Genomic DNA, 26,766 nt, shown 5'->3' on the forward strand with positions numbered 1-26,766 from the left:
GATTGTCCTGTTTTTTTTGTTTAATACGGATCTGACGGATGGCTTTCCCGTTCAGCCTGCTTTGCCGCCTGTGCCGCATCCGTAGTGCCGATCGGCCCGCCGCTGTTGCTTTCGGAGGCTTTTTTCAGCCCTTCCGCCACGCGTTGTCCATAGTCCGGATCTGCTTTTGTGAAATTCTCAATCATTTGATCCTGAATGTCTTTCCGGCAGGAAGAGAGCGTATTGACCAAGTTTGTGATCAATTCGTTCCGTTCAAATTCCGAAAAGCGGCGGTACGTTTCTCCGGCTTGGCCGAAGTTATTCGACCGGTCGATCGCTTCCCGCTTCACATCGCCTTCGACATGAGGCGTATGGTCTTTCCCATCCTGCTTCGCTTCTTTCAGTCCGCCCATAATAGACGGCTCATAGTTGACGTGCGGGTTTTGCCCTTCTGCCCGATCGACCCGATACTGCATTTGCCCGCCTTCCTGGTTGGTGGCGACATGCTTTTTCGGCGAGTTGATCGGAAGCTGCAGATAATTTGCGCCGACGCGGTACCGCTGGGTATCTGAATAGGCGAATGTCCGCCCCTGAAGCAATTTGTCATCTGAAAAATCAAGGCCGTCCACAAGCACGCCCGTTCCGAATGAGGCTTGTTCCACCTCGGCATGGTAGTTTTCCGGATTTTTATTGAGCACCAATTTGCCGATCGGCTTCCAAGGAAAATCGTCTTTATACCATAGCTTTGTCGGGTCAAGCGGATCAAAATCCAGTTCGGGATGCTCGTCATCAGTCATGATTTGGGCATACACTTCCCACTCCGGATAATCGCCATTTTCAATTGCTTCATACAAATCCTGTGTCGCATGGTTAAAGTTTTTCCCTTGAATCTCTTCCGCTTCCTTCTGTGTCAGGTTGCGGATGCCTTGTTTCGGTTCAAAGTGATATTTGACGAGCACGGCTTTTCCTTCTTCATTGACCCATTTGTACGCGTGGACGCCTGAGCCCTGCATCTGCCGGTAGTTGGCCGGAATGCCCCACGGCGAAAACAAGAAAGTGATCATATGAGTCGCTTCCGGTGATTGGGAGATGAAGTCGAAAATACGCTCACCGTCCTGTATGTTCGTAACCGGATCAGGCTGAAATGCGTGAACAAGATCCGGAAACTTCAGCGGATCACGGATAAAAAAGATTTTCAAGTTATTGCCGACCAGATCCCAGTTGCCGTCTTCCGTATAAAGCTTAACGGCAAAACCCCGGGGATCACGCAGTGTTTCCGGCGAGTGCTTTCCGTGATTGACGGTTGAAAAGCGCACAAACGCCGGTGTTTTCGTTCCTTTCTTTTGAAACACCTTTGCCCTTGTGTATTTTGAAATCTCCTCGTCTCCAAAACTTCCGTACGCCTCAAAGTATCCGTGTGCGCCGGCGCCGCGCGCGTGAACGACGCGCTCGGGAATCCGTTCACGGTCAAAGTGGCTGATTTTCTCCAAAAAATCGTAATTCTCCAATGTCGTCGGCCCTCTATTGCCGACTGTCCTGACATTCTGGTTGTCAGTGACCGGATGGCCCTGCCGGTTTGTCAGCGTGTCTTCTGACTCGCCTTTACCGGTCGTCTTACTGGAAAGCGCTTCTTCGCTGTCTTTGTTATTTTCCATTGCTGAACCCTCCTTTTTGAACGGTAACAATATGCCCAGCAGAGCCGTTTTTTAAAACCCGTTTTCAAAAGAAGCGGCTATTCCGCAATCGGTGTCAAAGATCGGCCGTTCCATACTCAGTCCAGCCATAACAGCCATAAATAAAGACCGATCAGGGTGATGAATAACGTCGGAACGGTTAATATCAGACCTGTTTTGAAATACATTCCCCAGGAAATTTTCACGTTTTTCCGGCTCAGCACATGGAGCCATAACAATGTCGCCAGCGACCCGATCGGCGTGATTTTCGGTCCGAGGTCCGAACCGATAACATTCGCGTAAATCAATGCTTCTCTCATCAGACCGTGAGCGTCCGTTCCGCTGATGGCTATGGCGTCAATCATCACCGTCGGCAGGTTATTCATAACGGAGGACAGAACCGCAGCGATAAAACCCATTCCGAGTGTCCCCGCAAACAGTCCGTGATCCGCCGCTTTCTGAATAAGCTGAGAAAGAAGATCCGTCAGTCCGGCATTCCGCAAGCCGTACACGACAACATACATGCCGACAGAAAAAAACACGATGGCCCACGGGGCGTCCTTGATGACTTGTTTTGCAGGGACGGCGGGGCTTCGCTGCGCCAGAATGAGAAAAATAACCGCGATGGAGCCGGCAACGAAGGACACAGGGATCGACAGCAGCGCGCTGACGAAATACCCGATCAATAAAACGGCCAGGACACCCCATGATAACCGGAAAAGGCGCTCATCCTTAATGGCGGATGCAGGATGTTTCACAAGGCCGGTGTCAAACCGTTTCGGAATGTTTTTTCTGAAATAGAGATACAGCACCAAAATGCTTGCCGCCAAAGAAAAAAGGTTGGGCACCAGCATGCGTGATGCATATTCAATGTATCCGATATGAAAGTAATCCGCGGATACGATATTGACCAAATTGCTGACCACGAGCGGGAGCGAGGTGGTGTCGGCGATGAACCCTCCGGCGATAATAAACGGAAAAACCAGCTTTTCAGGTAAATCCAAAGCCCGCACCATCGCCAGTACGATCGGCGTCAAAATGAGCGCCGCTCCGTCATTGGCAAACAGGGCGGAGACCACAGCCCCTAAGATGGAAACATAGAGAAACATCCGCAGCCCGCTGCCTTTGGCCGCCATGGCCATATGCAGCGCGGCCCATTCAAAAAACCCGATGCTGTCAAGAATCAATGAAATGATAATAATGGCGATAAAGGCAAGTGTCGCATTCCAGACGATTCCCGTCACTTCCGCGATATCATGCAGGCTGACTGCCCCCGCAATCAAAGCGAGGACCGCTCCGCCGCAGGCAGACCAGCCGATTGATATATGTTTCGGCTGCCAAATGACAAATACAAGTGTCAGCACAAAAATCAGCGCTGATAAAACCGCAATTCCCAAGAATATATCCTCCTTATCGGCATGACACAGTGACTTCTTTTTGCCGCAATGTCTGTAAAACGCCGTCTTTTTCATCTATCTGCTGCAGAATGGAGCGGACCAGCGCGTATTCCGGACCGGACGGATGAATGGCATAGTACCGCCACTGGCCTTCCCGTCTTTCCCGCACAAGCCCGGCGTTCTTTAATTTCCGCAAGTGCTGGCTGATGCCGGGCTGACTCATGCCAAATATGGCCGTCAGCTCACAGACACAGTATTCCTTCTCCTTCAGAAACTTCAGCATCAAAAGCCTTGTCGTGTCGCTGAGAAGCTTGAGGCATTGGCTGACCCCTTCGGAACTTAAGGCGTTATGCTGCCGTTGCATGCTCTCACTCTTTTTTTACATCATTATATAAGCGGCTGTTTATATAAGTAAATAACAATATAAAAAAGCCGGCTTTGCACGTTTTGCAAAACCGGCTCATGTTTATTTTTGGAACAGCTTTTTCGCTTCATCCATTGCTAATTTATTTCCCAGTGCCGAATAATCAAGCCAAGGCTGATCGGCAATCTTATAGACGTGGTTTGCTTTCACGGCCTTCAGCCCTTTCCATACAGCGCTTTTTTGCAATTCTTTAAAAGCTTGCTGTGACTTGTCGTCTCTGTTAACGACCACGAAAATCGCATCTGCGTTGTAATCCGGCAGCACTTCCTGAGAAATGACCTCATAAGGGCGGGAGGTGTTCATGTCTTTAATGCCGTCAGCAGGCTTCAGTTTCAGGTCATCAAACAGAATCGGACCCATCGGGCGGCGTGTGCTGAAGACGCGAAGTTCTTTTGCATTCACGCGGATCGCCATGACTTTGGCGTTTTTTCCTAATTCCTTATCGATCATAGATTTGACTTGTTTTGTTTCATCTTCGTAATCTTGAATAAAGGTTTTCGCTTCTTTTTCACGGTTGACGATTTTTCCGATGTCTTTTAAATGATCGCGCCAAGTGCCTTTATCAAGGTCGAAAACGTGTGTGTTTCCGATTTTCTTGTATTTTGACACATCTTTTCCTGCAAATTCTTTATCAAGATAAATGTTGTCAGGGTTCAGTTCGAGTAACGCTTCCATATCCGGATCTGAGGCAGGGCCGAGTTTTTTCGTGTCTTTCAGCTGATTTTTTACATGAGGGAGAAAATCTTTTAATTCTCCGCCCACGACGGAACCGGCCGGTGTAATGCCGAGAGCCAGCAGATCATTTGTCAGGTGAATGGACATCGAAGCAATTTTATGATCGCCGGATGCCTTATTTGTCTCCGGCTGTGTTGAATCGGATTGGCAGGCAGCCAATAAGAAAATACACATGAAACTGACGAGGGCAATTATTTTTTTCATGAGAAGACTCCTTATTTTATGTTTTGATTTTCATAACCAGATAGAGAAAATACGGCGCGCCGATGGCTGCAGCAACCACGCCGGCCGGAATGGCGTTCGGCTGAAACAGAGAGCGGCCGATGGTATCTGCCGCGACAAGAATGACAAGGCCGATTAACCCCGCAATCGGGATGATATGCTGATGCATGGTGCCGACGAGCCGTCTCGCCAAGTGAGGGGCGGCAAAGCCGATAAAGCCGATTCCGCCGGCCATCGCCACACTCGCGCAAGACAGGCCGACCGCTATGGCGATCAGCATGATCCTTTTTCTCTGCACGTGTGCGCCAAGTCCTGCGGCGGCCTGGTCACCGAGCATTAAAATGTTCAAAGACCGGGCGTTAAGCCATGCAAGCGGGGCGAGAATGCCGATCCAGGGCAATAGCGACCACACGTGAATCCAGTCCCTGCCCCAGACGTTTCCCACCAGCCAGCGGGAAGCGAATGTATAGGTTTCTTCATTCAGACGCAGCGACATAAACAATGTAACGGCGCTGAAGCCCGCGGAAACGGCAATCCCGACTAACAGCATGCGGATCGTTAAAAAGCCGTTCAGCCTGTCGTACGTGAGCACTACGATCAGCAGGGCGGCGAGGGTTCCGCCCGCAAACGTAAATAACGGGATGAACATCGACGCCTGCGCCTCAAGTGAATGAAAGAACGTGATATACATCATCAGGCCGAACGAAGCCCCGGCATGAAGCCCAAGGATACCCGGATCGGCAAGCGGATTCCGGGATACGCCCTGCAAAATAGCGCCCGACACGCCTAAGCCGATACCGGCCAGCATCGTCACCAGTATCCGGGGGAGCCGGTAATCGAATAAAACGGTTGTGCTTTGAAACGTGCCGTATCCGAACAGCGTTTTTCCCACCGTAAAGGGAGAAAGCCGGAATGAGCCCGTATGCAGCCCGATCAGAATAATGCAAACGGCGATGATCAGCAGAATGAGGCCTGCCGCCGCCGCTTTTTTGGTTTCCTTCTGCACCTTCATTTATAATTCTCTCCCTTCCTTGCGGGCAATATAAAGAAAGAAAGGGACACCGACAAGAGCGACCATGATGCCTATTGCCAATTCTCTCGGGGGACTGACCGTGCGTGAGGCCAAGTCGGCCAAAATCAAAAGAATCGCCCCAAGCAACGCGGACATCGGAATAATCAGCCTGTACGTAACGCCGACGAACTTGCGGGCGATATGGGGGATGACCAGCCCGACGAAGCCGATTGCACCGGCAGCGGAAACAGACACACCGGCAAGAACGACGGCGATCATTAATCCCGCGGCACGCGTCAGAGCGGTGTTCACCCCTAAATTCGCCGCAACGTCATTTCCCATTGAGAGAAGGGTGACGGACCGGCCCATGAATGTCGCGAGAATGATGAAGACCGCAATCACGGGAGCAAGGACTTGTAAATGAGCCCACTTGATTCCTGAGACCCCGCCGGCGTACCAGAAGGCCAAATCCTGGCTTAAATCGTAATAAATCGCCACACCTGTGCTGAGTGAATGTAATAGAGCGGCTACAACCGCCCCGGCAAGCGTCACCTTTAAAGGTGTCATGCTGCTTTTTCCCGCCGCGCTGATAAAGAAAATCAAGCCTGTGCTTGCCAGTGCGCCCAAAAACGACATTACCATCAGCAGGGCGTATGACAAATGAGGGAAAAAAGCAAAGCTGAGCGCAACAACAAACATGGCTCCCGCATTTACGCCTAAGACACCCGAATCGGCAAGCGGGTTTCTCGTGACACCTTGCATGAGGGCGCCCGCTGCTGCAAATGCGGCGCCTGTAACGGCCGCGCCGAGCACTCTCGGCAGACGCAATTCATGAATGATCTGCTGGCCCGTCATGTTTGGATTGTAATCAGCAATCGCCGACCACACCGTATGTAAAGTAATGTCTTTCGCGCCGAATGAGACGGCGAAAAAAATAGACACAAGCAGTCCGATTACCGCGATCAGGAAGAAAATCCCGTTTTTTAAGATGCCGATCAGACGGCTTGCGGACGTGACAGAATCGCTCAAAAATCAATTCACCTACTTTTATGATCATTGTCCGGTATTTATTGAACATGAGAATCATTTTCATTTGAACCATCATATTATAACCAGCCGATTTTCAAAACGCAATAGAGTGTTCAACAATGATGCCCTTTTTTCTTTCATGTTTATATTGTAAAAAAGAAGTGAAAAACGTGAAAGAGGGAATTGAATATAATCAGAAAGGGGGGAGACAAATGGCGGGAGAACGAAAGCCTTTGCCGATTGAATTTTACCAAAGGCCGTCAGTAGAGCTTGCTCCTTTATTGCTCGGCTGTCTCTTAGTAAAAGAGACAGATGAGGGAACGGCTTCAGGCTTTATCGTGGAAACGGAAGCTTATATGGGAGCGGAAGACCGGGCGGCGCACAGCTTTGGCAACCGGCGCACGAAACGGACGGAAATTATGTTCCACGAGGCGGGCCGCATTTATACATACGTCATGCACACCCATACATTAATGAACGTCGTCGCCGCTGACATCGGCATTCCGCAGGCCGTGTTAATCAGGGCGGCACAGCCCCATGAAGGTCAGTTCCTGATGGAGCACAGGAGACCGGGCAGACCCCCGAGAGAGTGGACAAACGGCCCGGGGAAGCTGACGAAGGCGATGGGCATTTCAATGAATGACTACGGCGGCATGATCACGGAACCGCCGCTGTATATTACGGAAGGCTTTACACCGGAGCATATATCAACTGGCCCGAGAATCGGGATTGACAACAGCGGAGAAGCCCGGGATTATCCGTGGCGCTATTGGGTGACGGGGAACCGGTATGTCTCACGCTGACTATGTTTACAGCCGCTGATAATAGGGGAAAGACAAGGTAAAAGAAAGGGGATTCAAACATTGAAAAAATTTTTCAAAACAATTATCAAATGGGCGCCCGTCATCTATCCGATCATCAGAAAAATCATAAAAGATCGGAAGGCATCTAAGCGAAACCGCATGTCCGCATCCCGAACAGCCGGCTGATCCGGCTGTTTTTTTACGGGCTTTGCCTCAGGCTGCCGCATTGACTTGAAAACCTCCCCATTATAGAATTTACATACATTTACCCCTTTTCCATCCTTTTTGCCTATTTTTTACGTCTGCATCTGATCTGATAGGAGGTTTTTCTCATGCTTCATGGGCGGCTTCGTGAACTTCTGCGCTTGCTTTTAGCTGCTGAAACACCGGTTACAAGCTCAGTCATCGCTGCAAAAGTAAAGGTAACGACGCGGACGGTCCGCAATGACATAAAGGAACTGCAAACCATTGTCGAAAAACACGGCGCTTCCATTCAGTCTGTCAGAGGGAGCGGCTATAAGCTGCTGATCCGGGATGAGCAGCCGTTTAAAAACTGGCTTCAGGACAATTTCCAGCAGAACAGCGCCGTGCCGATTTTTCCCGAAGAACGGATAGATTATCTTATGAAAAGACTGCTTCTGACCGACGGCTACCTCAAGCTGGATGACTTGGCAGAAGAATTGTTCATCAGTAAATCCACACTTCAATCCGATCTGAAAGAAGTAAAAAAACGGCTCCGCCCCTATGACATCATTTTGGAAACAAGGCCGAACTACGGCTTTAAACTGCGCGGTGAAGAGCTCCGTCTCCGTTATTGTATGGCGGAATACTTAGTGGACGACCGCGAGCCTGAGCCTGATCTCCTGAGTGAGAAGGCCGGTATTCTGCCGAAAGACGACATTCAAGTGATCCGATCAGCCATTATGAAGCAGGTTCGAAACCATAAGATCCCGCTTTCTTTCTTCGGCCTGAACAATCTCATCATCCATATCGCCATTGCCTGCAAACGAATCCGGACAGAAAACTATGTATCTCTCATTCCGGAGGATCTTCATGATATTAAGCTTGAAACAGAATATCAGTCAGCGGAAGCCATCGTCAAAGAGCTTGAATCGGCGCTATCTGTCACCTTTCCTGAACAGGAAACCGCCTATATCGCCATTCACCTGCTCGGGACAAAACGCATGACCCAGTCACAAATGGAAGGAAAAGAGCTTACAAGGTTGATAGACGGGGAGACCAGCCGTTTGACAGAGGCGATGATTGAAGCCATTGAGCGGGAGCTGAAGCTCGGAATCACGGACGATAATGAGCTGAAAGCCGGTCTTGCGCTCCATATCAAGCCGGCGATTAACCGAAACCGGTACGGAATGAACCTGAGAAACCCGATGCTTTCCGCCATAAAGGAAAATTACCCGCTCGCATTTGAAGCGGGAGTGATTGCGGGAATCGTGATTAAGGAGCAAACCGGCATTGATATCCATGAAAATGAGATCGGATACTTGGCGCTTCATTTCGGAGCGGCCATCGAAAGGAGAAAGACAGAACGGCCGCCTAAACGCTGCTTGATTGTCTGTGCGTCCGGCGCCGGCAGCGCGCAGCTTTTAAGAGAAAAGCTCCGTTCACGGTTCGCAAAGCGCCTTGAAATCGTCGGAACGGCTGATTACTGCAGCCTTGACCAGCTTTCCTTTGAGTCGATTGATTTTGTGGTCAGTACAGTGCCGATCAAAAAAGACCTGCCCGTTCCCGTATTAAAGGTTCATACACTGTTGGGAGGCGGGGATTTTACAAAAATCGACGCCATGCTGGAAGAAAAGCGGGAACAATTGAACTTTCTGAAACCGGAGCTGGTTTTTTTGCAGCAGGATCTGGAGACGAAGGAGGACGTCATCCGTTTTCTCGGACATCAGGTTGCAAAAGCCGGCCTCGCTTCTGATACTCTGACCGATTCTATTTTTGAAAGGGAAGCAATTTCTCCTACGAGTTTCGGCAATCTCACGGCGATTCCGCATCCGCTCGTTCCGCAGACAGACACGACGTTTTGGGCGGTGTGCACGCTGAAAAAACCGATTGACTGGGCGGATAAGCGTGTCCAATTTGTCTGCCTGCTTTGCGTCGAGAAAGAGAGCAAAGCCGACCTCCAGCATATGTACAAATGGCTGGGGGGCATGTTAGATGATCCGGCCGCGGTGAGCCGTCTCTTAAAATGCACAGCCTATCACGAGGTTTTACAAGTATTCAGAGACAAACGATCAGAGAAAGACCGGGATACACCTTTTTTCCGTTAGCAGCGGAAAAAGCCTGAGTAGTTATGAAAGCGATTTCATAATATGATGGTATTAACACCGAGACATACAAAATATCAAACTTTCAGGAGGTCTTTTACATGAATATATTACTCGTTTGTGCAGCAGGGATGTCAACAAGCTTACTCGTTACAAAGATGGAAAAAAGCGCGCAGGAACAAGGAAAAGAATATAAAATCTGGGCTGTCTCAGGCGATTCAGTCAACCAGCATATTGATAAAGCGGACGTATTGCTGCTTGGGCCTCAAGTCCGTTATTTGCTTCCGCAGCTGAAAAAATTGGGTGAATCAAAAGGAGTGCCGGTTGAAGTCATTAATACCGTCCATTACGGCACATGCAACGGAGCGGAGGTTCTGAAATCAGCAGAACAGCTCGGAAACGCATCGTAGAAAGGGGCGGGCCGTGTGAATAAGGTGAATCAGTTTTTAGAAGAGAAAGTCATGCCCATTGCCGGGAAAATTGCTTCCCAGCGGCATCTGCAAGCATTGCGTGACGGGATCATCCTCACCATGCCGCTTATCATCATCGGTTCGTTTTTTCTGATCATCGGCAACCTGCCGATTCCGGGATACGCGGATTTCATGGCGAAGACGTTCGGAAGCGCGTGGTCTCAAAAACTGCAATATCCGGTTGATGCGACCTTTGAAATCATGGGCCTTGTCGCCGCTTTTGGAATCGCCTACCGCTTGGCCGAAAAATACGGGGTGGACGCTTTATCGGCCGGTGCGATATCTCTGGCGGCGTTTCTTTTGGCAACGCCGTACAAAGTTCCGTTTCTGCCGTCCGGCGCAAAAGAGGAAATCATGGTGGGCGGCGGCATTCCGCTTTCTCTCATGGGAAGCAAAGGGCTGTTTGTTGCAATGATCATCGCCATGCTGTCGACGGAAATCTACCGCCTGATCATCCAGCGGAATTTCGTCTTCAAAATGCCGGACGGCGTGCCTCCGGCGGTCAGCAAATCGTTTGTCGCTTTAATTCCCGGTTTTGCCGTTGTCTTTCTCATCTGGGGTGCGCATTTAATCGTCGAAGCGACGCCGTTTGAAAGCCTTCATAATATTGTAAGCGTTGTATTGGGGACACCGCTCTCGATTCTTGGGGGAAGTCTCGGCGGAAGCCTGATAGCCGAAACGGTTCAAATGCTCTTGTGGGCGTGCGGATTACACGGGGCGAACATTGTCGGCGGCGTCATGGCGCCGATCTGGTTCGGAGCGATGGATGCCAACCGGATTGCATTTCAGGCGGGCGATGCGCTGCCGAATATTTTCACCCAGCAGTTCTTTGAAATCTGGATCAACATCGGAGGAAGCGGCGCGACACTGGCGCTCGTGGTCACCATGTTTCTCCGCGCGCGAAGCAAGCAGATGAAGCAGCTTGGGAAACTCGCCATCGGGCCGGCCGTCTTTAATATTAATGAGCCGATTATTTTCGGAATGCCGATCGTCATGAACCCGATGCTTCTCATCCCGTTCATCATCACACCGCTTGTCACACTGACTCTTACCTATATCGGCATGAGCACAGGCCTCGTCGCCAAACCTGCCGGCATTGCCGTCCCGTGGACGATGCCGCCGATTTTCTCCGGCTATCTGGCCACAGGCGGAAAAATATCAGGGGCTGTCATGCAGGCGATTAATATCATCGCAGCCTTTATCGTGTACTATCCGTTCTTCAGAATGTGGGATTCGCAAAAGCTGAAAGAAGAAAACGAACTTGAACAATCGCAGGCGCCAGCCGTACAGGGAGACCAAAAAGCCGTGCTTTAGAGAAAGGGAGTGAAAGACATGAATGAGAAAATGGAACAGACCATTTTTCAGATCATCCTGCATGGCGGCAATGGCAGAAGCGCATCAATGGAGGCCATTGCCGCCGCAAAGCAGGGAGACAGAGCCCTGGCGGAAGAAAAGCTTCAGGAAGCCGCAAGGGAACTGACTGAAGCCCATCATTATCAGACAGAACTGATCCAAAATGAAGCCGGCGGAGAAAAAACAGACATGACGCTTTTGATGGTACATGCGCAAGACCATTTAATGAATGCCATGACCGTGAAAGACTTGGCCGCAGAGTTAGTCGAGATTTATGAAAAAGTGAGTCTGCAAGGGGGAGCAAAAATATGACAAAAGGAATTAAAATTGTAACGATCGGCGGAGGTTCAAGCTATACACCGGAGCTTGTGGAAGGCATCATTAAGCGCTATGATGAACTGCCTGTCAGAGAATTATGGCTCGTCGACATTCCCGAAGGCGAGAAAAAACTCAATATCGTCGGCACGCTTGCAAAACGCATGGTCGAAAAAGCGGGGGTTCCAATAGAGGTTCACCTGACGCTTGACCGGAGAGAAGCCTTGAAGGATGCGGATTTCGTAACAACTCAATTCCGCGTCGGTCTTCTTGAGGCCCGCGCCAAAGATGAACGGATTCCGTTAAAATACGGCGTAATCGGGCAGGAGACAAACGGCCCGGGCGGTTTATTCAAAGGGCTGCGCACCATTCCGGTTATTCTGGAAATCGCGAAAGACATCGAAGAGCTTTGTCCGAATGCATGGCTCGTGAATTTCACAAACCCTGCCGGCATGGTTACCGAGGCCTTGCTTCGCTACTCGAATCTCACAAAAGTCGTCGGCCTCTGCAATGTGCCGATCGGCATTAAAATGGGCGTCGCTAAAGCCTTGGATGTCGATGTCAGCCGGATTGAGGTGCAATTTGCCGGGCTGAATCACATGGTCTTCGGATTAGATGTTTTCTTAGACGGTGTCAGCGTGAAGGATAAAGTCATCGAAGCCATGGGAGACCCGGAAAACGCCATGACGATGAAGAACATTTCCGGAGCGGAATGGGAGCCTGAATTCCTGAAGGCGCTCGATCTGATTCCTTGCGGCTACCACCGCTATTATTTCAAAACGAAAGAAATGCTCGAGCATGAAATAGAAGCGTCACAGACGGAGGGCACACGCGCCGAAGTCGTGCAGAAGGTTGAGAAAGAACTGTTCGAACTGTATAAAGACCCGAATCTCGCCATCAAACCGCCGCAGCTTGAGAAACGGGGCGGAGCGTACTACAGTGACGCGGCCTGCAACCTGATCAGCTCCATCTATAACGACAAACATGATATCCAGCCCGTCAATACGATAAACAACAGCGCGATCGCCAGCATCCCGAATGACTCAGCAGTCGAAGTGAACTGTGTCATAACGAAAGACGGACCGAAACCGATCGCCGTCGGTGATCTGCCGGTATCCGTCCGCGGGCTCGTCCAGCAAATCAAATCATTTGAACGCGTGGCCGCTGAAGCAGCCGTCACGGGAGATTATCAAACGGCGCTCCTTGCGATGACGATCAATCCGCTTGTGCCATCTGATAAGATCGCGAAAGAAATACTCGATGAAATGCTTGAGGCGCATAAAGAATATCTTCCAAAATTTTTTAACTCTGTCGAAGCTTAAACAAAAGGTTCCAGTACGGGTGTGCTGGAACCTATTTTATTTCACCAGACTGCCGCTTAAATCCAGCCCCATTGAAACAACTTTGCACCCCGCGTTCGACTCATTCTTTATTAGATAAAGGAGGGATTCGAACTTGAGTTCATTGAACAGAATCCTGGAAGAGAAAGTCATGCCCGCAGCTGCAAGGGTAGCTGGCCAGCGTCACCTGCAGTCTCTCCGCGATGGCATTGTCTTAACAATGCCGCTGATTATTATTGGGTCGCTGTTTCTAATTTTAGCGAATTTGCCGATCCCTGGTTATGCAGATTTTATGGCTGGTTTATTCGGTAAGCAATGGGCAGATCAATTATCTTACCCGGTCAGTGCAACCTGCGGCATCATGGCGCTCGACGCGACATTCGGCATTTCTTTTCGCTTGGCAGAAAAGTATAAAGTGGATGCTCTTTCAGCTGGAGCCATTGCAGTTGCTGCATTTCTGCTGGCGACACCTTATCAAATTCCGTTTACACCAGATGGGTTAACAAAGGAGGTCCTTGTCTCAGGCGGCATTCCTGTTTCGTTAATGGGCAGTAAAGGTCTATTTGTCGCAATGGTTATTGCTATGCTCTCAACTGAAATCTACAGGTGGATTATTCAGAAGAAAATTGTCTTCAAAATGCCTGATAGGCGTACCTCCTGCAGTCTGCAAATCATTTACAGCGTTTATTCCAGGTTTCGCAGTCATTGGCGTTGTCTGGGCAGCAAGGTCATTCATTGAACTCACGCCTTTTCAAAGCCTTCACAACGTGATAGGAGAACTTTTAGGCAAACCTTGGCGGAAGTCTGACGGGGAGTTTAATAGCTGAATTTACACAAATGCTTTATGGTCCTGCGGTTTGCATGGCGCAAGCATCGTCGGCGGAATCATGTTTCCGATTTGGTATGGTGCAATGGATGAGAAGCGACTTGCGTTTCAGGCCGCTGAAGCATTGCCGCATATTTTTACAAAACAACTTTTCGACATATTTATTAATATTGGCGGAAGCGGGGCGGTTCGTTCAAAAGCAAATGAAGCAGCTCAGCCATCTTGCGCTTGGTCCTGCCTGCTTTAATATTAATGAACCGATTATTTTCGGTTTGCCGATTGTCAGGAATCCGATGCTGTTAATCCCCTTTATCATCACGCCGCTCTTAACGGTAACTGTCATTTACATTGGGATGAGCACCGGCCTAGTTGCAAAGCCAACAGGAATATTTGTGCCATGGACGATGCCGCCGATCTTTTCAGGCTATCTGGCTACGGGTGGAAATATCAGGAGCTGTCATGCAAATCATCAATATCGCCATCTCATTCACCGTATATTATCCATTCTTTAGAAAATCTAAGAAAAAGAACGAGCCCAAACCAAATAGGGCTCTTTTTATTATGAAGTCTGAAAATTATGATACCTTAAAAGAATCATCTATAAAGGGGTGCTGCTTAATGAATGAAGTAGTGAAAGTGTTGGAAGTAGAGTTAGGGGCGATATTAAATGCTTCGAACGACAATATTGTGATAACAGATGGGGAAGGGATCGTTTTAAAAGCAAGTCGTAATTGTGAAGATATTTACGGACGGCCGCTTTCTGAGATCATTGGGAAATCGGTGTTTGATTTACAAAGCAGATCGGTCTTTTCTCCGTCTGTTACCGCACGAGTGATTCAAGAAAAGAAGGAAATTCAAGTGATGCAAACGACCTCTGCTGGCAAATCCGTAATGGCGACGGGAATTCCGATTATGAAAAACGGAGAGATATTTAGAATCATCAGTTTCTCGCATGATTTAACGGAGATTAGGCGGCTGAAAGAAGATTATGAACAGCTTCAATCCAAGATGCGGCGATATGAAAAGGAGATTCAGGAATTGAAAAATAAGACCGCTAATTCTGGAGAGGTTGTCATCAATAGCGATCGAATGGAGAAACTTTGGGTATTATTGAACCGCGTTGCGGCGAGTGATGCCAATGTAGTCCTTCTGGGTGAATCCGGTGTAGGAAAAACGGCTTTTGCCCGCGCCCTCCATCAGGCCAGCCATCGTAAGGCGGGCCCTTTCATTGAAGTGAATTGCGGTGCCATCCCGGAAAACCTGTTTGAATCAGAGATGTTCGGTTATCAAGGCGGTGCATTTACTGGGGCAAATCAGAAAGGCAAAGCAGGCATGATTGAACTCGCTCAAAAAGGTACTTTATTTCTTGATGAAGTAGGGGAACTCCCATTTAGTATTCAGGTCAAACTCTTAAAAGTTCTGCAGGAAAAAAGGGTTACAAGAATTGGCGGAATCACAGGCAAACATGTCGATTTTCGACTGGTTTCGGCTTCAAATCAGAATTTAGAAGAGTTAGTTCAGCAGGGAAAATTCCGTGAAGATTTATTTTACCGCTTAAACGTCGTCCCCATAACCATTCCGCCGTTAAGAGAAAGAAAAGAAGAAATTGATCAGCTGATGATGCATTTTCTGGAAAAATTCAATCAGAAATATGGGACAAGCAAGTTTTTTCATGCCGAAGTGTTTCCGCTATTCTTACAGTACCATTGGCCAGGAAATGTAAGAGAACTCGAGAATATGATTGAAAGAATCATTGTTACGACTGACACCAATACGATCTATCCAAAAGATATTGGTTTTTTGACTGGTAAGACTCAGGCTGACTATGATTGGAGCTCGCTCTTCGAATTTAATTCGAGTGGGGGCACACTGCAGGACGCTTTAAAAGAAGTCGAGAAAGCATGGCTCAAGCGGGCCTACCGCCAATGTAAAACAACGTATGAGATGGCAGATATACTAGGGATCAGCCAAGCCACGGTTGTCAGGAGGCTCAAAAAATACAAGATCGATTCAAAATAAATGAAGATAATTCATTTTGAATCGAAGTAACCGCTTTTCATTCACTTTTAACTCATTGTGCGTATTTATAATCCCCCGTTACTTGGAATCAAATGATTGGCACGGAAATTGCATAAATAAAAGAAAAACGTTTGGGAGGTCTTATGATGAAAAAATATCAGCCTAAAAATTCTTTTGAATCTCCGCGCTACTGCGGGCCGCGGACATTTATGCGACTGCCTTACAGAGAACAGCTTGACGAGCATATGGATTTTGTCATCACGGGAATTCCGTTCGACTCCGGTCAATCTTTTAGAACAGGGGCGAGATTCGGCCCTGAAGCAGTGAGAGATTTCTCCATTCTTTTACGGCCTTATAACCCGGAACAAAATATTAAAATCTTTGATTATGTTTCAGGAGTAGACTATGGAGATATTCCTGTGGTCCCTGGGTACTTTAAAGAAACATATAAAAAAATCGAAGAAGGTATTTATTCAATAGCAGAAAAAGGGATCATTCCCATTACAATTGGCGGAGATCATTCGATTACGCTAGGGGAATTAAGAGCCTTAAAGAAAATTCACGGACCAGTCGCATTGCTTCAGTTCGATGCGCATTCAGATACATGGGACAGCTATTTTGAGCAAAAATACAACCACGGCACGGTTTTCCGCCGAGCGATCGAAGAAGGGCTTATCGATGTCTCACGTTCCATTCAAATTGGAATGCGGGGCGGACTTTATGGTGAAGAGGATCTAATGGATGCGAAAAATCTTGGGTTAGAAGTGTTTACGACGAATGAATACAAAAAGCTTGGTGTTGAAAAAATGCTTGATGTGATTCATCAGAGAGTCGGCAGCGGACCTGTTTTCTTATCATTCGATATCGATTTTCTCGATCCTGTTTATGCGCCGGGGACAGGGACCCCTGAGGTATCTGGAGCAAGTATTGATGATGCTTTGGCTTTCGTCAGGGGATTGACGGATATCGACTTTATCGGTTTTGACCTTGTAGAAGTTCTTCCTGCGTATGATCATGGTCAAATTACTGCAGCAGCGGCCGCTAACATCATTTATGAGTTTGTCACACTGACAGCCCTTGCGAAGAAGAAAGCTGAGGCTGAACTGCGGTTGGCCAAAGAGAGATAGTTCTTAACATAAATGACTGAATATTCTCAACTCGAAAGGGGGCTGGTGTTATGAATGGACTGGATGTCATGATGGTTGTCTTATATTTTGCTGCATTGATTTTTGTAGGTGTTTTAGGAGCGAGAAAAGCAAAAACTTCTGAAGATTATATCGTTGCCGGGCGTAATCTCGGCCTCACGATGTATTTAGCCTGTCTGGCTGCTGTTATATTAGGCGGTGCCTCTACAATTGGCACCGCCAAACTTGGCTATCAATTTGGCCTTTCAGGAATATGGATGGTTTTCATGCTTGGTCTGGGGATATCGGCAATCGGAGTTTTTCTGATTCGAAAAATGATGGCCTTGAAAGTACTCACCATCAGTGAGGTGCTTGAAAAACGTTTTAATTCGGAAACAAGGCTGATCAGCTCTTTAGTTGCTGCCATCTATACGCTGATGGTTACGGTGACACAGGTGATCAGTATGGGGACTATTCTCAATGTTCTGCTTGGCTGGAATTTAACGTTATCCATGATCACAGGCGGAGGAATTGTCCTGTTTTACACCTTGCTTGGCGGAATGTGGGCCATTACGATGACCGATATTATCCAATTTGTGATTATGACAGTTGGTATCTTCTTCATTATGCTGCCGATGAGTCTCCACAAAGCAGGAGGCTGGAGCACGCTTTTAGAGAGATTGCCGCCAGGATATTTTGATGCAGGATCTATCGGCATGTCAACCATCTTTCAATACTTCCTGCTGTTTTGCTTAGGTATGGCTGTCGGGCAGGACATCTGGCAGCGGGTCTTTACAGCAAGAACAACTAAAATCGCCCGGGCCGGCACGATTGGAGCAGGGGTCTACAGTTGTTTTTACGCAGTTGCTGTTTGTTTGATCGGAATGTGCGCCTATGTTGTTCTCCCGCACTTGAAAGACCCGCAAACAGCCTTTTCAAGTATGGCGCTCGCGACGCTTCCGCCTGGCATATTAGGGGTTGTTATCGCAAGTGTCATTTCCGCACTCATGTCGACAGCCTCAGGAACGATGCTGGCTTCATCAACTTTAATCGTAAATGATATTTTAAAACGATATATGTCGCCTCAGATGAACGAACAGCATTTTTTGAAAATATCCCGGTTGACAACGTTCGCAGTCGGAATCACGACGATCGTCATTTCAATTTGGATTCAAGATGTACTGACAGCGCTTGATGTGGCGTATGCTGTGCTATCCGGAGCGATATTCTTCCCGATTATTTTAGGATTCTTTTGGAAAAGAGCTACCGCACAAGCAGCATTTTATTCGATTTTGCTCAGTACTGCAGTTATCCTTGCGGGTCTTGCTATCAAAGGGGTGTCGTCGACAGAGCCGATTGTGTACGGGCTGCTTGTCAGTATCATCGTCATGATTACAGTCTCGCTTGCTGGTACATCAAAGAAAGAACCAGCTGCACTTAAAAAGTCTGAACCTTATTATTAAAGGCTAGGAGCTGATCGAAATTGAATGTGAAAAATGAACAGCTTTTCATTAATGGCGAATTTATAAAAGGAGAAGGAAAAGAACGTGCAATCATTGATCCTGCTTCGGGGCGCCTTATCACCGTCATTCAAGAAGCTTCGGGAGAACAAGCACGTGAAGCTGTCCAAGGTGCAGAACGGGCTTTTGTCCAAACAGACTGGGCTCAAAATCAATCCCTTCGTATAAAAGTCCTTCGCCGACTTTCGGATCTATTGGAAGCTTCCGCAGAGACATTTGCCGAAATCGAAACCCAAAATACCGGTAAACCGATTCGTGAATCAAGATTAGATATCAGTGATGCTGTGTCTTGTTTAAGATATTACGCTGATTTGCAAGAGTCGAAAAAAACGTGGTCCAAGGAAATGGATGACGGTTCAATCAGCCGAGTGATTGAAGGCCCCATGGGTGTCTGCGTTTTGATTGTACCGTGGAACTTTCCGCTGTTATTGGGAATTTGGAAACTGGCGCCGGCGTTAGCTGCGGGGAATGCAGTGGTTTTCAAGCCTTCTGAATGGACGCCGCTGTCATTTTTAACATTTGCAAAATTGGTCAAAGAGGCGGGCCTCCCAGATGGCATATTCAACTTAGTAACAGGAGATGGCTCGTCTGTCGGCCAAGAATTAATTAAGCACGGAGCGGTTCGGAAAGTCTCGTTTACTGGAAGTTCCAAAACGGGTCAACTGATTAATCGCGAATGTGCAGGCACATTTAAGCGAGTGTCACTTGAATTAGGAGGTAAATCGCCGCTTCTCGTCTTTGATGATGCAGACATTGAAGCAGCTTGTGATATTGCATTGTTTTCGTCTTATTTTAATCAGGGACAGGTCTGTGTCGCTGCTTCCCGTATACTCGTGCAAGATTCATTGTATGACAGTTTTTTAGCCAGGCTGACAGAGAGGGCTAAACAGATTAAAATTGGCGATCCTCGTGACGAAGAGACGGAAATGGGGCCTGTCATCAGTCAGGAGCACCTCGCAAAAATTGAACACTATATCAGAGCCGGGAAGGAAGAAGGGGCTCGTCTCGTGACTGGAGGTGAGCGGATCATTCCTCAAACCGGTTACTATATCACACCGGCAGTCTTCACGGACGTAAACCAATCGATGAAAATTGTTCAGGAAGAAATTTTCGGCCCGGTGATAACGGTTCAGGAATTTTCTAATGAAGATGAAGCCATCTCTTTGGCAAACGGTACGAGATTTGGCTTGGCAGCTGGTATTTTAACAGAAAATGAAGAAAAAGCCCTGCGAACAGCAGAAAGTCTTCATGCAGGGATCATTTGGATCAATAGCTATCATACACCGTATCTTGAAGCGCCATGGGGCGGGGTAAAACAGAGCGGGATAGGGAGAGAACTCGGACCTTATGGCCTCGCTTCGTTTACAGAGCCTAAACATATCAATATCACCAGCAAATTGAATCCTGTGGAATGGTATCAGTGGCATCCATCTGTTCTGAATAAGGGGTGATGACATGACAGAAGAAGCGGCAGGTTTTAGCAGTGATGGGATCATGCCTATTGAGACAGGGAAGAGGACGATGGGGTTCTTTTCAACTTTCTCGATTTGGACGGGCGCGAATATAGTGGTCACGACGATGTATACAGGGATGCTTTTTGTACCGGATATGACCTTTTGGCAAGCATTATGGCTCATTTTGCTCGGCTCCATTGCCGGCGCTGTCCCCTTGGTTTTAATGGGTAATATCGGAACACGAACAGGATTGCCGACGATGGTGTTAATGCGTCCGGCTTTCGGAATAAAAGGAGGTATTTTGCCTTCATCTGTCAACATTCTCATTTTAGTTGGCTGGTCATGGATCCAAGCTTATATGGCGGGGGCCAGTTTAAATGAGGCTGTTTATTTTTTAACAGGCTACAGCAACATTAATCTGTTCACAATAGTGACGCAAGCTTCTGTGCTTGTCATCACGTTATATGGGCATAAAGTCGTTGAATCTGCAGAAACGATTGTAGCGGCTATTATGGTGGTATTAACTGCTGTTTTGTTTGGGTTTATCTTTATGACGTTTCATCCGATTGAATTTCTGCAAATGAAAACAACTGCCGTTTCAGGAATCAAGGGCATAAGCGCATTTGATATTGTCGTCGCGACTGCATTTACTTGGGTGCCGATCGTCTGCGATTATAATCGGCATTGCAAAAATGAGCGAACGGGGATGGCAGGTACCTTTTTCGGTTATATTTTATCCACCGTCATTGCGATGGGACTTGGAGCGGCAGTTTCAGCTTTTGCGGTTTTAGGACATCAACAGCCTGATCACCAAATGGCGGGCATTATTGGACAGTATCATCCTATTCTCGGCTTTATTGCGGCCATTGTTATTTTTTTATCTGTTTTATCGACCAATGTGATGGTATTATACAGTGCTGTCATGTCTTATCTATCTATCTTCAGCAAACAGCGCTTCATTTTTCCTGCAATCGCTCTTGGTATCATTACCATTGGAGGTTCATTATTAAAAGAATGGCTGCTCGATCACTTTCAAAATTTTTTACTGATGATCGGTACGCTTTTTATTCCTATCTTTGCTATTGTACTGGTTGATTACTATATTGTTAGAAAAAAACACTATCATGTGGATGAAATGTTAACAGGGGAGAAGCGGTTTTATTGGTATCAAAAGGGGTTTCACGTACGGGTTTATTTCACCTATCTTTTTGGCGCTGTTTTCGCTTATTATTTTTCCTATGTGATCCCGCTGCCGATCGGCGTGACCATTCCTACTTTTATGGCTACAGGGCTATTTTACTTAGCAGTGCTTAAAGTAACGGAAAGAAGGGCGGCAGTGACGGAGATGGTGAAAAAAAACCTCTCTTAAAGAGAGGTTTCATAGGTCTATTACAGTGTATCGACTTCTACTGTCCAGCCGAATAGATCAGGCTGGGCGCCTTTTTGAATGCCTGTAATGGTATCATACAGCTTCTTCGAGATCTCTCCGGTTTCACCGCTGCCGATGACAAGACTTTCATCATTCCAAATCAGTTCGCCGACCGGAGAAATGACCGCCGCCGTACCGGTTCCGAACGTTTCTTCCAATCGGCCGTCACGATGCGCCTGAATGATTTCATCGATCGAAATTTTCCGCTCAGACACAGTCAATCCCCAATGTTTGAGCAGGGTGATGACGGAATTTCTCGTAATTCCTTCAAGAATGCTTCCGTTCAGCTCCGGCGTCACAATTTCGCCGCTGATTTTGAAAAAGATGTTCATGCTGCCGACTTCTTCTATGTATTTTTTCTCAATGCCGTCAAGCCATAGCACCTGGGAAAAGCCCTTCTCCTCCGCAACCTGCTGCGCCTTCAGGCTTGAAGCGTAGTTGCCGGCCGTTTTCGCGTTTCCCGTACCGCCTTTGACGGCGCGCACGAACTCGTTTTCCACGGCGATTTTCACCGGTTTAATGCCTTCTTTGTAATAAGAGCCGACCGGCGACAGAATGATAAACAGCTTGTACGTATGGGATGCCGCTACACCGAGGAAAGGCTCGGTCGCAATGATAAACGGACGGATATAAAGGGAAGTGCCTTCCGCTTTCGGAATCCAGTCTTTGTCGATGGCTACGAGCTGTTTCAAGCCTTCAAGAACAAGCTCTTCATCAATGAGCGGGATGCAAAGACGGTCATTTGACTGATTCAGGCGCTCCATATTTTTCTCCGGTCTGAACAGAAGCAGCTCCTGATCCTTCGTTACATACGCTTTAAGCCCTTCAAAAACGGTTTGGCCGTAATGATAAACCATAGCCGCAGGATCCATTGAGAAGGGCTGATAAGGGATAATTCTCGGATCGTACCAGCCTTGATCCGCATCGTAATCCATAACAAACATATGGTCGGTGAAAATTCTGCCGAACGTAAGGTTATGGGGGTCCGGTTTAGGTTTTTTGGCTGAAGTCAATTCAACACGAATGTCTTGTTTCATAATGTTCTGTCTCCCTATTGGTGTTATTGTCGAACTTATTTGAAAATAATTTATATTCTATTGTATACCTTCAACAAATATTCGCAATAGTTTTCCTCAAATTTGTGAAAAAATCAAATCACATAAAAAGCAGGGGAGAGAATGCCCCCTGCGTGTTCGTTTTTTCTGTATTCGGTCATCGCCGTGCTCAGTGAACCGTCACTTTGCCGGTTTTGTAAAACTGCTCCATCGCTTTATCGACGTACACCCAGCCCTTCCAGGCGATATGGATGGTGTCTTTCATAAAGTACGGATCATATTCGTGCCCGGATAAGTCGGCAACCTGAAAGCCCTTCGCTTTAATTTGCTTTGTGACTTTTTTGTAGTAATCAGTCCGGCCTTTTTTCGGGAAGCCGGTGTAGTCATACCATTTTCCGTTGACCGGAATAACCACGAACATCGGTTCAGCGCCGGCATCTTTCAGAATGTCCAGCATATCCTCAAAGTCGTGATATTCGACTGATTTGGCGTATGTTCTTCCTTTGTTGATTCCTTTCACTCTCTTTAACTTCGGCTTAATTTTTTTATAAGAAGTGTCATCGATATAGAAGGGATTGGACTTGGAACTCTGTTTTCCTAATTGCGCGGCGGCTGTTTTTAACTCTGACCACGATTTTCCTTTTAGGTTTTCAGAGATCGTCCGCTCAGGACCCTCGGTTTCTCCCAATGAATAATAAAGATCTTTTTTCTCAAGCAGAGAATAGTAAGCCTTGGCGGCCGGCATGACCGTTTTCACTTTCCATGATTGGCCGTTGACCATTCCTTTGTACAATTCAGAAAGGACGGCATCATGCTGAACGACTTTAAAACGAAGCATGCGTTTCATCATGTTCTTTTTGACCGCGGGATCAATCTGGTCATTAAATGCTAAATCCAATGCCTGAAGTGATGAAAAATTCGGCGCAAAGTGCTGTTCATCCGAACCTTTTTTAATAAACCATTGAGGAGAAACAATGAATACCAGTTTTTTGCCTTTCAGCTGCTGGTAATGCGCCGCAAAGTTTACGGCGTGTATCAGGGATTGATCCCCGCCTTTTCCGACAAGATAAGGCGTAAAGCCTTGGTTGTTCACTTGAAAATAGTTGGACGGGTGAAACTGATCTAATCTTGAAAGCTCGGAAGATCCGAAAATCGGCAGATACTTCGAGTCTTCGAACATTTTGTTTTGCAGATAGAGCCCTTGGAACATATTAGGGTTTAAGGCCGCTGCCGACTCTTCGACACGTTTTTCAGGAATGAAGCGCGTAAGCCATGAAGCCGGAACTGCGATAGCTCCGACAAACAGGACAAACGCTAAAATAATTGGTCCAAAGAAACGCTTTTTCATTTACTTCAACTCAGTCAGTTTGTTTACAATGTTGTTTGGCGTATTCCACTCGTCACGGTCAAACTCAGTGATCGGCACTGTAATGCCGAAGCGGTTTTCGATGGCAACAAGCAGCTCTACAGTTCCGAAAGAATCAAGCAGTCCTTCTTCAAAGATTTCAATATCAGGATTTTCTTTCACAGCGTCCTCCTGACAAACTTCAGCTAATACGTCTAATACTTCCTGTTTAAATTCCATGTGTTTTCAATCTCCTTTAGTGATGAAATGGTTTTCCTGAGAAAATATAAAATCCGAAACATACGAAATGGAATGTGATGACGATGGCTAAAAACGCCGTAAAACGATTGGCGGGCAGCCACTTGTATTTCTTATTCCATTTCTCAAAAAAGTTATACCCCGTCATTAACACGGCATGGTACAGGCCGTACACAATATATTGCAGGGCGAGCCCGTGCCAGACGCCCATCAGCATGAACAGCAGGAAATACCCGATGTTCGAGACGGCCATCCGGTTCTTTATCCATTTTTTCTTTGTCATCCAGAAAACAAAGCGCATAAATACGTAGTCTCTGAACCAAAAGGATAAGGACATGTGCCAGCGGTTCCAGAAGTCTTTAATGTTTCTGCTGATAAACGGCTTATTAAAGTTTTCCGGAGATTTGATACCCATAATGTAGCTGACACCGACGGCAAACATCGTGTAGCCCGCAAAATCGAAAAACAGGTACAAGCTGTATCCGTACATGTACAGCACATTGCTCCACAGTTTGCTGTGGGTGATATGAGACAGATTCATAATGAAATATGTGTTAATCGCATATCCGATAATGAATTTGTACAAGAAACCGATAAAAATTTTATGAATGCCGGTATACAGTAAATCAGCGTATTCTCCCTTTGTCCATACTTTCTGTTCGTCCTTGGCAAATCTGCGGTATCTGTCGATCGGACCGGAAGAAATGGTCGGGAAGAACATAATAAAGTACAAAAGGCGGTGAAGCGGCATTTTTTCTTTAATCAGCCCGTCTCTCGTTTCCATGATCAGCTGGACGCCTTTAAATGTCAAATAAGAAATTCCTAAGAAACTGATCAGGTTGTGAACCGGATGATGAGGCACCGCCGGAAAGAAAAACGGCCATAATTTAGATAAAAACAGGGGTAAAATGGACGCGATCACGGCCATGCTGAAGACAAAGCCGCTGTTGGCTTTCAGTCTGTAAGCGAGATACCCCCTGATTAACAGCACCTGCCACAGCGTAAAGATACATAATGCAATGACGCCGTGCAGATCATGCGAGAAAATCAAAGCCAATACGATGATGGATATAAACATGTTGTATCCTTGGAATCTCTTGCCGTTCAGCCCTAAAATAATCGTCGGCAAGAGAAGGATTCCAAGTAAGATAAAAAAGAAAAACGAGCTGTAAGGCGTCATACAAGAACCTCTTCGCCAATGCGTTTACGGTCGATTTTTCCGTTCGCAGTCATTTGAATGTGATCCTGATAAATGAATTTTCTCGGAATCATGTAAGCCGGAAGCGAAGCGGCCAGCTCTTTCTTAATAGCGCTTGTCAGCTGGAATTCTTTTTCGAAATCATGTTTTTCAGGCACGATGGCGGCAATTAGATATTCGACAGGTCCGTTAGGCTGATACGGGATGACAACCGCTGAGCGTACATATTGAGACTGCCTTACATGCACTTCGATTTCCTCAAGCTCCATTCGGTAGCCGTGAAGCTTTATCTGGAAATCCAGGCGTCCTTGGCAGAAAATCTGACCTTCTTGAGCATAACCGGCATCACCCGTATGATATGCCCACTGTCCGTCAACAGAGAAAAACGCTTTTTCCGTCAGAGACGGCTCGCCGAGATAACCTTTGCTTACGCTCGGGCCGGCGATGATGATTTCCCCTTTTTCTCCGTCCGGAAGCTTATTCCCGTTTTCATCCATGATGAAGATATTCATATCGGGTTTTGCAAATCCGACGGGCAGAGATTCATTTTCATCGATGACCTGCTGCGTAATTTCCACGGAGGTGACGGCAACCGTTGTTTCGGTCGGGCCGTATGTATTGAATACGCGGGCCTTCGGAAAACGGTTTAACAGTTCCTGTGCCACGGCAGCCGGAAGCGCTTCTCCGCAAAACATAAATACTTCTGCGTCAGGCAGGAGTTCCTGCGTAAAGCCGGGGTCCATCAGACACATTTGGACGAAAGACGGCGTCGATGTCCAGACATTCAGCCTGGATTTCTCCAGCTCTTCAAATAGTACTTTCGGTTTATTGATTTTGTCTTTCGTTACACAGTGCAGCGTACCTCCCGTTTGAAGCGACGGGAAAATGTCCATGACAGATAAATCAAAAGAAAACGGAGCTTGGTTTAAGAATGTCTTGCCTTCGCCCACAGGAAAATCCCTGCAGATCCAGTCTGTGAAGCTTTGCAGGTTATCAGCTGATATCTGCACGCCCTTCGGATTTCCCGTGCTGCCGGACGTGTAAATAATGTAAAAAGTGTCCTGATCTTTTACCCAGTTCTCACGGCTGAGGTCTGCATCTCCGTCAGCTGCAAGTTCTTCGGGTGTAACGGTTTTAATCAGATTGCTCCCCGTATCGACTGCATCGCCCGATACGCTGATGAGCAGCTCTGCGCCTGAGCTTTCAATAATTTTGACGATCCGCTCTGCCGGAATGGACACATCGACAGGGATGTAAGGGCGGCCCGCTTTGACGCTTCCTAAGAAAGAAACGATCATATTCGGCTCCATATGTCCGTAAACCAGGACAGGGGTTTTCGAACCGTCAGCTGTATGTTTTTCAATGCCGGACGCAACCCGCTCCGACAAATCCCATAATTCCCCGTAAGTGAGGGAATGATCTAAGGAACGAAACGCTTCGGCCTGAGGCTTGGCGTCTGCATATGTTTTTATAGCATCAAGTAGTTTCATAGTTATCCTCC

Annotated in this window: 23 protein-coding genes and 1 pseudogene; 13 read left to right on the forward strand and 11 right to left on the reverse strand. The window is 47.3% G+C overall.

Annotation, left to right across the window (positions count from 1 at the left end):
- Positions 1–20 precede the first annotated feature (20 nt).
- The 6 genes from katX to AUL54_RS11790 form a co-directional block, all read right to left on the reverse strand.
- Positions 21–1,634: a catalase KatX gene (katX, locus tag AUL54_RS11765; protein ID WP_060963941.1), complete on the reverse strand. Its 1,614-nt coding sequence runs from the start codon at positions 1,632–1,634 to the stop codon at positions 21–23.
- A 116-nt stretch (positions 1,635–1,750) separates the two neighbouring features.
- The gene (locus AUL54_RS11770; RefSeq protein ID WP_060963942.1) at positions 1,751–3,049 is read right to left on the reverse strand and encodes an arsenical efflux pump membrane protein ArsB; all 1,299 of its coding nucleotides are present in this window, start codon (positions 3,047–3,049) and stop codon (positions 1,751–1,753) included.
- Positions 3,050–3,062: 13 nt separating this feature from the next.
- On the reverse strand, positions 3,063–3,413 hold the full coding sequence (locus AUL54_RS11775; protein ID WP_049627633.1) for an ArsR/SmtB family transcription factor: 351 nt from the start codon (positions 3,411–3,413) through the stop codon (positions 3,063–3,065).
- Between the two features lie 102 nt (positions 3,414–3,515).
- Positions 3,516–4,412, reverse strand: a complete 897-nt coding sequence (locus AUL54_RS11780; RefSeq protein WP_060963943.1) for an ABC transporter substrate-binding protein — start codon at positions 4,410–4,412, stop codon at positions 3,516–3,518.
- Between the two features lie 16 nt (positions 4,413–4,428).
- Positions 4,429–5,442: a FecCD family ABC transporter permease gene (locus AUL54_RS11785; RefSeq protein ID WP_060963944.1), complete on the reverse strand. Its 1,014-nt coding sequence runs from the start codon at positions 5,440–5,442 to the stop codon at positions 4,429–4,431.
- On the reverse strand, positions 5,443–6,441 hold the full coding sequence (locus AUL54_RS11790; protein WP_235588423.1) for a FecCD family ABC transporter permease: 999 nt from the start codon (positions 6,439–6,441) through the stop codon (positions 5,443–5,445).
- A 242-nt stretch (positions 6,442–6,683) separates the two neighbouring features.
- Here AUL54_RS11790 and AUL54_RS11795 point away from each other — a divergent pair, with 242 nt between their 5' ends.
- From AUL54_RS11795 to AUL54_RS11850, 13 genes and pseudogenes are all read left to right on the forward strand, one after another.
- A complete protein-coding gene (locus AUL54_RS11795; RefSeq protein WP_060965093.1) occupies positions 6,684–7,274 on the forward strand; it encodes a DNA-3-methyladenine glycosylase in 591 nt (196 codons plus the stop codon).
- Between the two features lie 51 nt (positions 7,275–7,325).
- Positions 7,326–7,460: a hypothetical protein gene (locus AUL54_RS21815; RefSeq protein ID WP_420913148.1), complete on the forward strand. Its 135-nt coding sequence runs from the start codon at positions 7,326–7,328 to the stop codon at positions 7,458–7,460.
- A gap of 146 nt (positions 7,461–7,606) precedes the next feature.
- The gene (gene licR, locus AUL54_RS11800; RefSeq protein ID WP_060963946.1) at positions 7,607–9,562 is read left to right on the forward strand and encodes a transcriptional regulator LicR; all 1,956 of its coding nucleotides are present in this window, start codon (positions 7,607–7,609) and stop codon (positions 9,560–9,562) included.
- A gap of 98 nt (positions 9,563–9,660) precedes the next feature.
- A complete protein-coding gene (gene licB, locus AUL54_RS11805) occupies positions 9,661–9,969 on the forward strand; it encodes a PTS lichenan transporter subunit IIB (protein ID WP_003150863.1) in 309 nt (102 codons plus the stop codon).
- Positions 9,970–9,984: 15 nt separating this feature from the next.
- Complete coding sequence (gene celB / locus AUL54_RS11810) at positions 9,985–11,343, forward strand: PTS cellobiose transporter subunit IIC (RefSeq protein ID WP_060963947.1); 1,359 nt, start codon at positions 9,985–9,987, stop codon at positions 11,341–11,343.
- An 18-nt stretch (positions 11,344–11,361) separates the two neighbouring features.
- Positions 11,362–11,694 (forward strand): PTS lichenan transporter subunit IIA, encoded by a 333-nt coding sequence (gene licA / locus AUL54_RS11815; protein WP_060963948.1) that lies wholly within the window; start codon positions 11,362–11,364, stop codon positions 11,692–11,694.
- Positions 11,691–13,019, forward strand: coding sequence for a 6-phospho-beta-glucosidase LicH (licH, locus tag AUL54_RS11820; RefSeq protein ID WP_060963949.1), 1,329 nt, complete (start codon positions 11,691–11,693; stop codon positions 13,017–13,019). The genes licA and licH overlap by 4 nt, the downstream gene beginning before the upstream one ends.
- Before the next feature lie 133 nt (positions 13,020–13,152).
- A pseudogene (celB, locus tag AUL54_RS11825) lies at positions 13,153–14,397 on the forward strand (PTS cellobiose transporter subunit IIC); the annotation flags it as partial.
- An 84-nt stretch (positions 14,398–14,481) separates the two neighbouring features.
- A complete protein-coding gene (locus AUL54_RS11830; RefSeq protein ID WP_060965094.1) occupies positions 14,482–15,882 on the forward strand; it encodes a sigma-54 interaction domain-containing protein in 1,401 nt (466 codons plus the stop codon).
- A 146-nt stretch (positions 15,883–16,028) separates the two neighbouring features.
- A complete protein-coding gene (gene speB / locus AUL54_RS11835; RefSeq protein WP_060963950.1) occupies positions 16,029–17,009 on the forward strand; it encodes an agmatinase in 981 nt (326 codons plus the stop codon).
- Between the two features lie 50 nt (positions 17,010–17,059).
- Complete coding sequence (locus tag AUL54_RS11840; RefSeq protein ID WP_060963951.1) at positions 17,060–18,469, forward strand: sodium:solute symporter family protein; 1,410 nt, start codon at positions 17,060–17,062, stop codon at positions 18,467–18,469.
- Between the two features lie 26 nt (positions 18,470–18,495).
- Positions 18,496–19,977: an aldehyde dehydrogenase family protein gene (locus tag AUL54_RS11845; protein WP_060965095.1), complete on the forward strand. Its 1,482-nt coding sequence runs from the start codon at positions 18,496–18,498 to the stop codon at positions 19,975–19,977.
- Between the two features lie 4 nt (positions 19,978–19,981).
- Positions 19,982–21,349 carry a purine-cytosine permease family protein gene (locus AUL54_RS11850; RefSeq protein WP_060963952.1) on the forward strand — a complete coding sequence of 456 codons (1,368 nt, stop codon included), beginning with the start codon at positions 19,982–19,984 and terminating at the stop codon, positions 21,347–21,349.
- A gap of 20 nt (positions 21,350–21,369) precedes the next feature.
- Here AUL54_RS11850 and AUL54_RS11855 read toward each other — a convergent pair whose 3' ends face one another.
- The 5 genes from AUL54_RS11855 to dltA form a co-directional block, all read right to left on the reverse strand.
- Positions 21,370–22,449 carry a branched-chain amino acid aminotransferase gene (locus AUL54_RS11855; RefSeq protein ID WP_060963953.1) on the reverse strand — a complete coding sequence of 360 codons (1,080 nt, stop codon included), beginning with the start codon at positions 22,447–22,449 and terminating at the stop codon, positions 21,370–21,372.
- Positions 22,450–22,633: 184 nt separating this feature from the next.
- Complete coding sequence (gene dltD / locus AUL54_RS11860) at positions 22,634–23,812, reverse strand: D-alanyl-lipoteichoic acid biosynthesis protein DltD (RefSeq protein ID WP_060963954.1); 1,179 nt, start codon at positions 23,810–23,812, stop codon at positions 22,634–22,636.
- A complete protein-coding gene (dltC, locus tag AUL54_RS11865; protein ID WP_003150875.1) occupies positions 23,813–24,049 on the reverse strand; it encodes a D-alanine--poly(phosphoribitol) ligase subunit 2 in 237 nt (78 codons plus the stop codon).
- A 16-nt stretch (positions 24,050–24,065) separates the two neighbouring features.
- Entirely contained in the window at positions 24,066–25,247 is a 1,182-nt protein-coding gene (gene dltB / locus AUL54_RS11870; protein ID WP_060963955.1) for a D-alanyl-lipoteichoic acid biosynthesis protein DltB, read from the reverse strand.
- Positions 25,244–26,755 (reverse strand): D-alanine--poly(phosphoribitol) ligase subunit DltA, encoded by a 1,512-nt coding sequence (dltA, locus tag AUL54_RS11875; protein ID WP_060963956.1) that lies wholly within the window; start codon positions 26,753–26,755, stop codon positions 25,244–25,246. Before dltA ends, dltB begins: the two co-directional genes overlap by 4 nt.
- Positions 26,756–26,766 lie beyond the last annotated feature (11 nt).

The sequence above is a fragment of the Bacillus sp. SDLI1 genome, assembly GCF_001553895.1.
In the GTDB taxonomy this organism is placed as follows: domain Bacteria; phylum Bacillota; class Bacilli; order Bacillales; family Bacillaceae; genus Bacillus; species Bacillus siamensis.

What these genes read in the sequence shown, in the direction of transcription:
- katX (WP_060963941.1), bottom strand. Translation starts at nt 1,634, where the DNA reads ATGGAAAATAACAAAGACAGCGAAGAAGCGCTTTCCAGTAAGACGACC.
- AUL54_RS11775 (WP_049627633.1), bottom strand. Translation starts at nt 3,413, where the DNA reads ATGCAACGGCAGCATAACGCCTTAAGTTCCGAAGGGGTCAGCCAATGC.
- AUL54_RS11780 (WP_060963943.1), bottom strand. Translation starts at nt 4,412, where the DNA reads ATGAAAAAAATAATTGCCCTCGTCAGTTTCATGTGTATTTTCTTATTG.
- AUL54_RS11785 (WP_060963944.1), bottom strand. Translation starts at nt 5,442, where the DNA reads ATGAAGGTGCAGAAGGAAACCAAAAAAGCGGCGGCGGCAGGCCTCATT.
- AUL54_RS11795 (WP_060965093.1), top strand. Translation starts at nt 6,684, where the DNA reads ATGGCGGGAGAACGAAAGCCTTTGCCGATTGAATTTTACCAAAGGCCG.
- licR (WP_060963946.1), top strand. Translation starts at nt 7,607, where the DNA reads ATGCTTCATGGGCGGCTTCGTGAACTTCTGCGCTTGCTTTTAGCTGCT.
- licB (WP_003150863.1), top strand. Translation starts at nt 9,661, where the DNA reads ATGAATATATTACTCGTTTGTGCAGCAGGGATGTCAACAAGCTTACTC.
- licA (WP_060963948.1), top strand. Translation starts at nt 11,362, where the DNA reads ATGAATGAGAAAATGGAACAGACCATTTTTCAGATCATCCTGCATGGC.
- licH (WP_060963949.1), top strand. Translation starts at nt 11,691, where the DNA reads ATGACAAAAGGAATTAAAATTGTAACGATCGGCGGAGGTTCAAGCTAT.
- AUL54_RS11830 (WP_060965094.1), top strand. Translation starts at nt 14,482, where the DNA reads ATGAATGAAGTAGTGAAAGTGTTGGAAGTAGAGTTAGGGGCGATATTA.
- speB (WP_060963950.1), top strand. Translation starts at nt 16,029, where the DNA reads ATGAAAAAATATCAGCCTAAAAATTCTTTTGAATCTCCGCGCTACTGC.
- AUL54_RS11840 (WP_060963951.1), top strand. Translation starts at nt 17,060, where the DNA reads ATGAATGGACTGGATGTCATGATGGTTGTCTTATATTTTGCTGCATTG.
- AUL54_RS11850 (WP_060963952.1), top strand. Translation starts at nt 19,982, where the DNA reads ATGACAGAAGAAGCGGCAGGTTTTAGCAGTGATGGGATCATGCCTATT.
- dltD (WP_060963954.1), bottom strand. Translation starts at nt 23,812, where the DNA reads ATGAAAAAGCGTTTCTTTGGACCAATTATTTTAGCGTTTGTCCTGTTT.
- dltC (WP_003150875.1), bottom strand. Translation starts at nt 24,049, where the DNA reads ATGGAATTTAAACAGGAAGTATTAGACGTATTAGCTGAAGTTTGTCAG.
- dltB (WP_060963955.1), bottom strand. Translation starts at nt 25,247, where the DNA reads ATGACGCCTTACAGCTCGTTTTTCTTTTTTATCTTACTTGGAATCCTT.
- dltA (WP_060963956.1), bottom strand. Translation starts at nt 26,755, where the DNA reads ATGAAACTACTTGATGCTATAAAAACATATGCAGACGCCAAGCCTCAG.